This is a genomic window from Telluria sp. ZB4P37 (assembly GCF_059685855.1).
The window spans coordinates 37,133-44,830 of the sequence record NZ_JCASID010000022.1 but is presented as its reverse complement, the minus strand read 5'-3'; the positions used below and the strand labels follow the sequence as shown (position 1 = coordinate 44,830).

General features: G+C 63.2%; 3 protein-coding genes. All 3 read right to left on the bottom strand.

Annotated elements, in window-relative coordinates; all coding sequences use genetic code 11:
• Positions 1 to 543 precede the first annotated feature (543 nt).
• Positions 544 to 1,308, bottom strand: coding sequence for a type I methionyl aminopeptidase (map, locus tag AC56K1_RS22050; protein ID WP_497159922.1), 765 nt, complete (start codon positions 1,306 to 1,308; stop codon positions 544 to 546).
• 166 nt (positions 1,309 to 1,474) lie between these two features.
• Positions 1,475 to 4,387: a TonB-dependent receptor plug domain-containing protein gene (locus tag AC56K1_RS22045; protein WP_497159921.1), complete on the bottom strand. Its 2,913-nt coding sequence runs from the start codon at positions 4,385 to 4,387 to the stop codon at positions 1,475 to 1,477.
• 302 nt (positions 4,388 to 4,689) lie between these two features.
• A complete protein-coding gene (locus AC56K1_RS22040) occupies positions 4,690 to 7,593 on the bottom strand; it encodes a TonB-dependent receptor domain-containing protein (RefSeq protein ID WP_497159920.1) in 2,904 nt (967 codons plus the stop codon).
• Positions 7,594 to 7,698: the final 105 nt, after the last annotated feature.

Below are 7,698 nucleotides of genomic sequence, written 5' to 3'. Positions count from 1 at the left end.
CACGCACGCGCCTACCTCTTGCCGGAACGGCGAACGCGTTCCTATCCAAGAGTCGTCAAACAGCCCAGATCCAAGTTTCCAATGAAAAATGCCAGTCAGCTTAACTGACTGGCATTAGGCTTCGGCCGGTTTTTTTTATGCCGCTTTCATTGTCTGTATAGGCAAATGACGTGCATACGCCTGGCCGGCCGGTCCGGTCACCGCGCTGTTCCGCCGTTACGAGAACCTGCACAAAACCCGCGTGTCGGGCATCGACATGGAAGTCAACCACCGCCTGAACCTCGGTTCGGCCGGTCGCATGGTCACCAACGTTCGGAGGTGCGGGCGCGCCCGGTTCCATCTTTCCGGGAGAGAACGATTCTCGACGCCGCGACATCGCGCAGGTTCTTGCCAACCCGCCCCTCTGGTCGGCACACGGTGGGCGGCGGCGGACACACCGACGGCCTGGCTGCGCCGGAATGCCATCCACCCGAGGACAGGGGCGGCCTGCTGCGAGCCTGGCGCTGTCAGCTCAGGGCGGTCGGTGACGCGGGCCAAGGCGCCTCAGCCCTTCGGCCAGGGTGTCAGGATCTCGGCGCCATTCCTGGTCACTGCGATCATGTGCTCCCATTGGGCCGACAGCGAACCGTCGACCGTCACGACGGTCCAGCCGTCGTCCAGCTGGTCGACGTCGGCGCCGCCCAGGTTGATCATCGGCTCGACGGTGAAGGTCATGCCTTCCTTGAGCAGCAGGCCGGTGTTCGGGCGGCCGTAGTGCAGCACCTGCGGTTCCTCGTGGTAGACGCGGCCGATGCCGTGGCCGCAGTATTCGCGCACCACCGAATAGCCGGCCGCTTCGGCCAGCTTCTGGATTGCGTGGCCGACGTCGCCCAGGCGGGCGCCCGGGCGTACCGCGCGGATGCCCGCCATCATGGCTTCGTAGGTGGTGTCGACCAGTTTCCGCGCCTCGGGGCGCGGGGTGCCGGCGAAATACATGCGGCTGGTGTCGCCGTGCCAGCCGTCCTTGATCACGGTGACATCGATGTTGACGATGTCGCCATCCTTGAGGATCTCTTTTTCGCTGGGGATGCCATGGCAGACCACCCCATTGACCGAGGTGCACAGGGTCTTGGGAAAGCCGTGGTAGCCGACATTGGCCGGCGTGGCCTTCTGCACCTTGCGGATGTATTCGTGGCAGCGGCGGTCGAGCTCTTCGGTCGACACGCCCGGCACCACGTGTTCCTTGATCATTTCCAGCACTTCGGCGGCGAGGCGGCCGGCAACGCGCATCTTGGCGATGTCTTTATCGTTCTTGAGTTTGATGGTCATAAGGCGTGCAAAAGGCGGCAGGCGGGCAGTGGATGCCGCCAGCAAAACCGCCATCATACCGCGCCGGCCGCGGCCGGGCAGGGCCCGGACGTAAAAATGCCCGCCAGGCAAAGCCGGGCGGGCACTCAAGCAGCTCTTCAGGACAGGGCCGCGAGGCCCCGAACCATTAGAACGACTGGTTGTAACGCACGTAGAAGAAGCGGTCCAGCAGCATGTCCGCGTCAACAGCCGAAGCCGAAGCCTGGGTGCTGTAGGCGATACGTGGCTTCTTGTCGAAGGCGTTGTTGATGCCGAACAGGATGCGGCCGTTCCACGAGGTCTTGTAGCCGACGCTCAGGTCATGGATGGTGACCGAACCGAGCTTGTTGGCGCCGGTACCGAAGCTGGCTTCGTAGTCAGGCATGTTGCACTCGACGTCCACGTCCCAGCACTGGTCCTTGACCGGGCTGAAGTAGCGGAAGCCCCAGCTTGCCGACCAGTTGCCTTGCGACCAGTCGATGGTGTTGTTCGACTTGACGCGGTGGTAGAAGTATTCGCCTGCATACTCTTGCCAATCCGCATCCGCACCGGCGCGGGTCTTGAACGAGTCGGTGTACGAGGTTTCGCTGCGGATGCCGAACTGGCCGAACGAGGTGCGTGGCAGGCGGTAGTTGATCGCCAGGTCCAGGCCTTCGGTTTCCATCTGGCCCAGATTGGCGTTGCCGCGCGCCAGCTGGTTGATCTGGCCGGTGATCGGGTCACGCTTGATCACGGAACAGAAGTTCGCGTTGCCTTCCTGGAAGCACTGATTGGCCACATAGGTCGCGCTGATCGCGGTGATGCGGTTGGCGATCGCGATGTTGTACCAGTCCAGGCCGATGCTCAGGCCCGAGACGAACGACGGGCTGTACACGAAGCCGGCGGTCTTGGTCACAGCGGTTTCCGGGGTCAGGAATGCATTGCCGGCGCCCGAGTTGAAGGCGACCAGCGACTGCGTGCCGGTGGTGCTGGTGATCGGGGCGCCTGCCTGGCCCAGCTGGCGGTAGGTGGCGGTGGTGGCGCCGGTGCCGGCGAAACCGCTGGTGCAACGTGCCAGCACGGCTGCGTTGCGCGATGCTTCGCCGAAGCGGGTGTCGCATGGGTCCAGGAAGGTGTCGAACGACTGCGAGCCGCCGCCGGAGACGTCGTCCACGGTCGGTGCACGGAAGCCTTCAGCCCAGGTACCGCGGAACAGCACGTCCTTGACCGGCTTGTACATGAAGCTGGCCTTGCTGTTGTTGGTCACGCCGAAGTTGCTGTAGTCGGAGTGGCGGGTTGCCAGGTTGAAGCTCAGCAGTTCTGCGAAAGGCATGGCCTTCAGCACAGGGATGTTCAGCTCGGCGTAGGCTTCGCGCACGCTGTACTTGCCGACGGTCGGCTGGCCCGACAGGTTGGTCGAATAGCCCGACTGCGAGAACTGGTCAGGAATGTCGTAGCCCTTGACTTCGCGGTGCTCGATACCCACAGCCAGGCCCAGCGCGCCGGCTGGCAGCTGGAACAGTTCGCCGGCGATGTCGGCGTTGGCGCTGTTGATGGTCGAACCGTAGGTCTTGGTGCCCATGGTGTTGACGTAGGCCAGCGCTTCCGGGGTCGAGGCCGATGGGCCGCCCAGGATGTTGAACGGCACGCAGTCTGCGAAGCCGATCGGTGCGCCTGGCGTACCGCACTGTACGCGGCCGGCGGCGTTCAGGAAGGATGGGCCCAGGGCCTTCTTCAGGTTCAGCAGGTTGATGTTGCCGGTGTCGGCCTGGGTACCGGAAACCTTGTTGTGGTTGTAGCTCGCGCTCCAGTTCCACGCCAGGTCACGGAAGGTGAAGTCGCCTTCCAGTGCTGCATCGACGTGCAGGGTGCGGTTCTCGTTGTCGGTAACGCGCGGCATTTCGATGGTGCGGCGGAAGAAGTACAGGTCCTGGCCACGTCCGGCGCCGGCAACCTGGTTGCCGTACGGGTTGAAGTAGTTGTCCTTGTCGACGTAGACCTTGTAGTTGGCCTGCGAAGCCGATTGCAGCGGGTAGCCGGCGATGGTGCGGGTCGACTTGCGCTGCGAGTACATCGCGGTGGTCTTCAGGCGCATGTCCATCGGCAGCGCGATTTCGCCCTTGGTGAACAGGGTGTCCAGGCGGCTCGGCGACAGCAGGTCCATGTCTTGCGACGAGTTGTAGCGGTCTTCCGGCGCGTTGGTGTACGGATGGTAGCTGTTCGGGTCGCGCGAGTTGGCGCCGGTGCCCTTGCCGTCAAACGAGCCGGTGTGGTTCAGGATGCGGTTGAAGCCTCCGTTTGCCACGCTGGTGTTCGCATTGCCCGCAGCGTTGACCGGGGTAATGCGGCCCCAAGGCGAGGTGCCCAGGCCATCGAACGGGTGGTCCGGACCGTAGCTGGTCTTGGTGATGTCACGCGCTTGCGTGCCAACCTTGCCTTGCGTGGTGTGCGACAGGCCGAACATCAGCGAGGCCTTGTCGTTGCCGGCGCCGTAGCTCAGCGAGAAGTCGGTGTTGCGACCGTCTTTCTCGTCGTACTGACCCTTGTACAGGGACAGCTGGCCGCCTTCCATGTTCTTTTTCAGGATGATGTTGATCACGCCTGCGATTGCGTCCGAACCGTAGATCGACGAGGCGCCATCCTTCAGGATTTCCATGCGCTCGATCATCGACGACGGGATGGTCGACAAGTCGGTATAGCCGGCCGCGGTCTGGGTCCAGCGCTTGCCGTCCACCAGCACCAGCAGGCGGTTCGAACCGAGGTTGCGCAGGCTGACGTACTGGCCGCCGGCTTCTGCGTTCGAGGTCAGCGAGCCGCTGCGGCTGAAGTCAGGCGCACCGGCCGACGACAGGTTGTTCAGGATGTCGCCGACGGTCACGAGACCGGTCCGCTGGATCTGTTCCTGGCTCATGACCTGAACCGGCTGGGCGGTTTCCAGGTCAACCTGGCGAATACGCGAACCGGTCACTTCAACGCGCTGCAGCGGAGCCGAGGCTTCCTGTGCGATAGCGGCGGTCATGCCGAGGGTCATGCCGCCCAGGCAGATCGCGCGGATCGAACGGGACAAGAGTGTTTCCATCATGTTGCAAAACTCCTTGGGGTGAAAAAGCGGCTGCAATTGGATGCAGTCCACAGGGAAGGTCGCTGAGCGACTACGCAAAAACAGTCTGATGTTTCCGTCAAACTTATTTTCAAGTGGGCAATAGAATCATCTGGGAGGTTTCCCTGTCAATCGAACCGGCCCAGAAACTATGTATGTGTTGCTAATTTGTGTGTTTACGCTCGCCTTTGTATTTAACCATTGACGAATGCATATCCTTCGGTTCAAACGTAAAAAACCCGCTCGGCTTGCGCCGAACGGGTTTTTGCCGCAATTAAATTGCGTTAGAACGACTGGTTGTAGCGAACGTAGAAGAAGCGATCGATCGGCAGGTCGGCATCGACGAAGGTCGCCGATGCGGCGCCCAGCACGGTGAAGCGCGGTGCCTTGTTGAACACGTTGTTCGCGCCGACACGGATGTTGCCGTTCCATGGGAACTTGTAACCGACGCTCAGGTCGTGGTAGGTCAGCGACGGCAGGCGGTTTGCACCAGCCGAAGTCGCGCCTGCACGGAAGGTGGTAGGTGCATTGCATTCCCAGCCGCGCGGGATGTTCAGGCACTGGTCCAGCACCGGCGACAGGTAACGCATACCCCAGTTCGCGCTCCAGTTACCCAGCGACCAGTCGACCGTGAAGTTCGACTTCCAGCGATGGAAGTCGTATTCGCCCGAGAAATCGATCCACTGCGAAGTGGCCGAGCTCTTGGTCGAGTACTCGTCCAGGTAGGTGGTTTCGCTCTTGAAACCGAACTGGCCGAACGAGTAGCGCGGCAGGCGGTAGCGCATCTCGAGGTCGACGCCTTCGGTCTTGATCTGGCCCAGGTTGGCGTTGCCGCGCGCCAGGTCGATGATCGTGCCCGTGGCTGCGTCACGGCGGATGCCCTGGCAGAAGTTCGGCAGGCCCTGGGTGTAGCACTCGCCCAGGATGTAGTTCGCCGACACGCCGACGATGCGGTTGTCGATCTGGATGCTGTACCAGTCCAGGGCTGCCGAGAAGCCCGGCACGAACGATGGGCTGAACACCAGGCCCAGGGTACGCGTCGTTGCGGTTTCCGGCTGCAGGTTGCTGTTGCCGGCGCCCGCATTGAACGGGACCGCGGTCTGGGTGCCGCCGCTCGAGGTGATGGCTGCGCCGGTCTGGCCGCGCTGGCGGAAGCCCGCCGCGGTGCCGCCGATGCCGCCGAAACCGCTGTTGCAGCGTGCCAGCACGGCCGGGGTACGGGCTGCTTCGCCGTACACGGTGTCGCACGGGTCGAGGTAGGTGTCGAAGGCTTGCTGGCCGCCGCCGAAGGTATCGCCCACGGTCGGTGCACGGAAGCCTTCAGCCCAGGTGCCGCGGGCCAGCAGGTCCTTGATCGGACGGTAGACGAAGCTGAACTTGCTGTTGTTGGTCGAACCGAAGTTGCTGTAGTCCGAGTAGCGGGTCGCCACGTTGAAGCTCAGCGATTCGACGAACGGCAGGCCTTTCAGGACCGGGATGTTCAGCTCGGCGTAAGCCTCGCGCACGGTGTAGCGGCCGGTGGTCGGGTTGCCGGCCAGGTCGGTCGAGAAGCCCGAACGTTCGAACTGGCCCGGCAGGTCTTCACCGGTGACGGTACGGTGTTCGATACCGGCTGCAACGCCGACCGCGCCGGCTGGCAGGGTGAACAGTTCGCCGCCGATGTCGGCGGTGGCGCTGTCGACCTTGCTGCCGAAGGTGTAGCCGCTGACCGACATGACGTAGTTCAGGGCTTGCGGGGTCGAGGCCGATGGGCCGCCCAGGATGTCGAACGGTACGCAATCGGCCATGGCGATCGGGGCTGCGGCGGTGCCGCACTGGACGATACCGGAAGCATTGCGGAACGATGGGCCCAGGGCCTTCTTCAGGTTCAGCAGGTTCAGGTTACCGGTACCCATGGTGCCGCCCGAGATCTTGCTGTGGTTGTAGCCTGCGCTCCAGTTCCACGGCAGGCCGCGCAGCTCGAAGTCGCCTTCCAGGGTCGCGTCGATGTGCAGGGTGCGGTTCTCGTTCTCGGTCACGCGCGGCACTTCGACGGTGCGGCGGAAGAAGAACAGGTCGCGGCCCAGGCCGGCGCCGGCGACTTGATTGCCGTACGGATTGAAATAGTTGTCCTTGTCGATATAGACCGGGAACTTCGACTGCGAGGTGGACGACAGCGGGTAGCCGGCGGTGGTCGAGACGCTCTTGCGCTGCGAGTACATGGCGGTGGTGACGAAGCGCATGTCGTACGGCAGCTCGATTTCGCCCTTGGTGAACAGGGTGTCGAGCTTGGACGGCATGGCGAACACCATGTCCCGGGTGGTGTTCCAGTTGTCGGCCGGGATCGGGGTCAGGGCAGCGACGTCGTGGTAGTTGGCCGGATTGCGCGAATCCTGGCCGACGCCGGCTGCGTTCTGGTCGCCGGTGTGGTTCAGGATCTTGTCGAAGCCGGTGGCGCCGCCAGTGGCGCTGACCTGGCGGATACGGCCCCATGGACCGCCGCCGAGGTTTTCCAGTGGGAAGTTCGGGCCGCGTGCGAAGCGGGTGCTCTCGCGGTCGCGTGCGAACACTGCGCCCGATTCGGTGTGCGACAGGCCGAACATCAGGTTGGCCTTCTCGTTACCCGCGCCGTAGCTCAGCGAGAAGTCCTTGTTCTTGCCGTCGGCAACTTTCTCGTTACGGCCGGCGTAGATGCTCAGCTGGCCGCCTTCCATCGACTTCTTCAGGATGATGTTGACCACGCCTGCGATCGCGTCGGAACCGTAGATCGACGACGCGCCGTCTTTCAGGATGTCGATACGCTCGATCATCGACGACGGGATGGTCGACATGTCGGTGAAGCCGGCGGTGGACTGGGTCCAGCGCTTGCCGTTGACCAGCACCAGCAGGCGCTGGCTGCCCAGGTTGCGCAGGTTGACGTACTGGCCGCCGTTTTCACGGTTCGAGGTCAGGGCGCCACCCTTGCTGAACGACGGCGAGCCGGCCGACGACAGGTTGTTGATGATGTCGCCGACGGTGACCAGGCCGGTTTTCTGGATCTGTTCCTGGGTCATCACCTGGACCGGCTGGGCCGTTTCCAGGTCGACCTGGCGGATACGCGAACCGGTGACTTCCACGCGCTGCAGCGGCGCTGCTGCATCCTGCGCGACGGCGGCCATCGAGTGAACGGCAAAGGCGACCGCCAAGGCGATCTTGGTACGTTGTTGCATGAATTCTCCATCTCGCGCCACCCGGGGTGGGGTAGCGGGCTTGTTTTAAAAAGTGGCAACCTGTGCGACCGGCACATCGCGGGTAGCGATATTGCTTGAGTACAT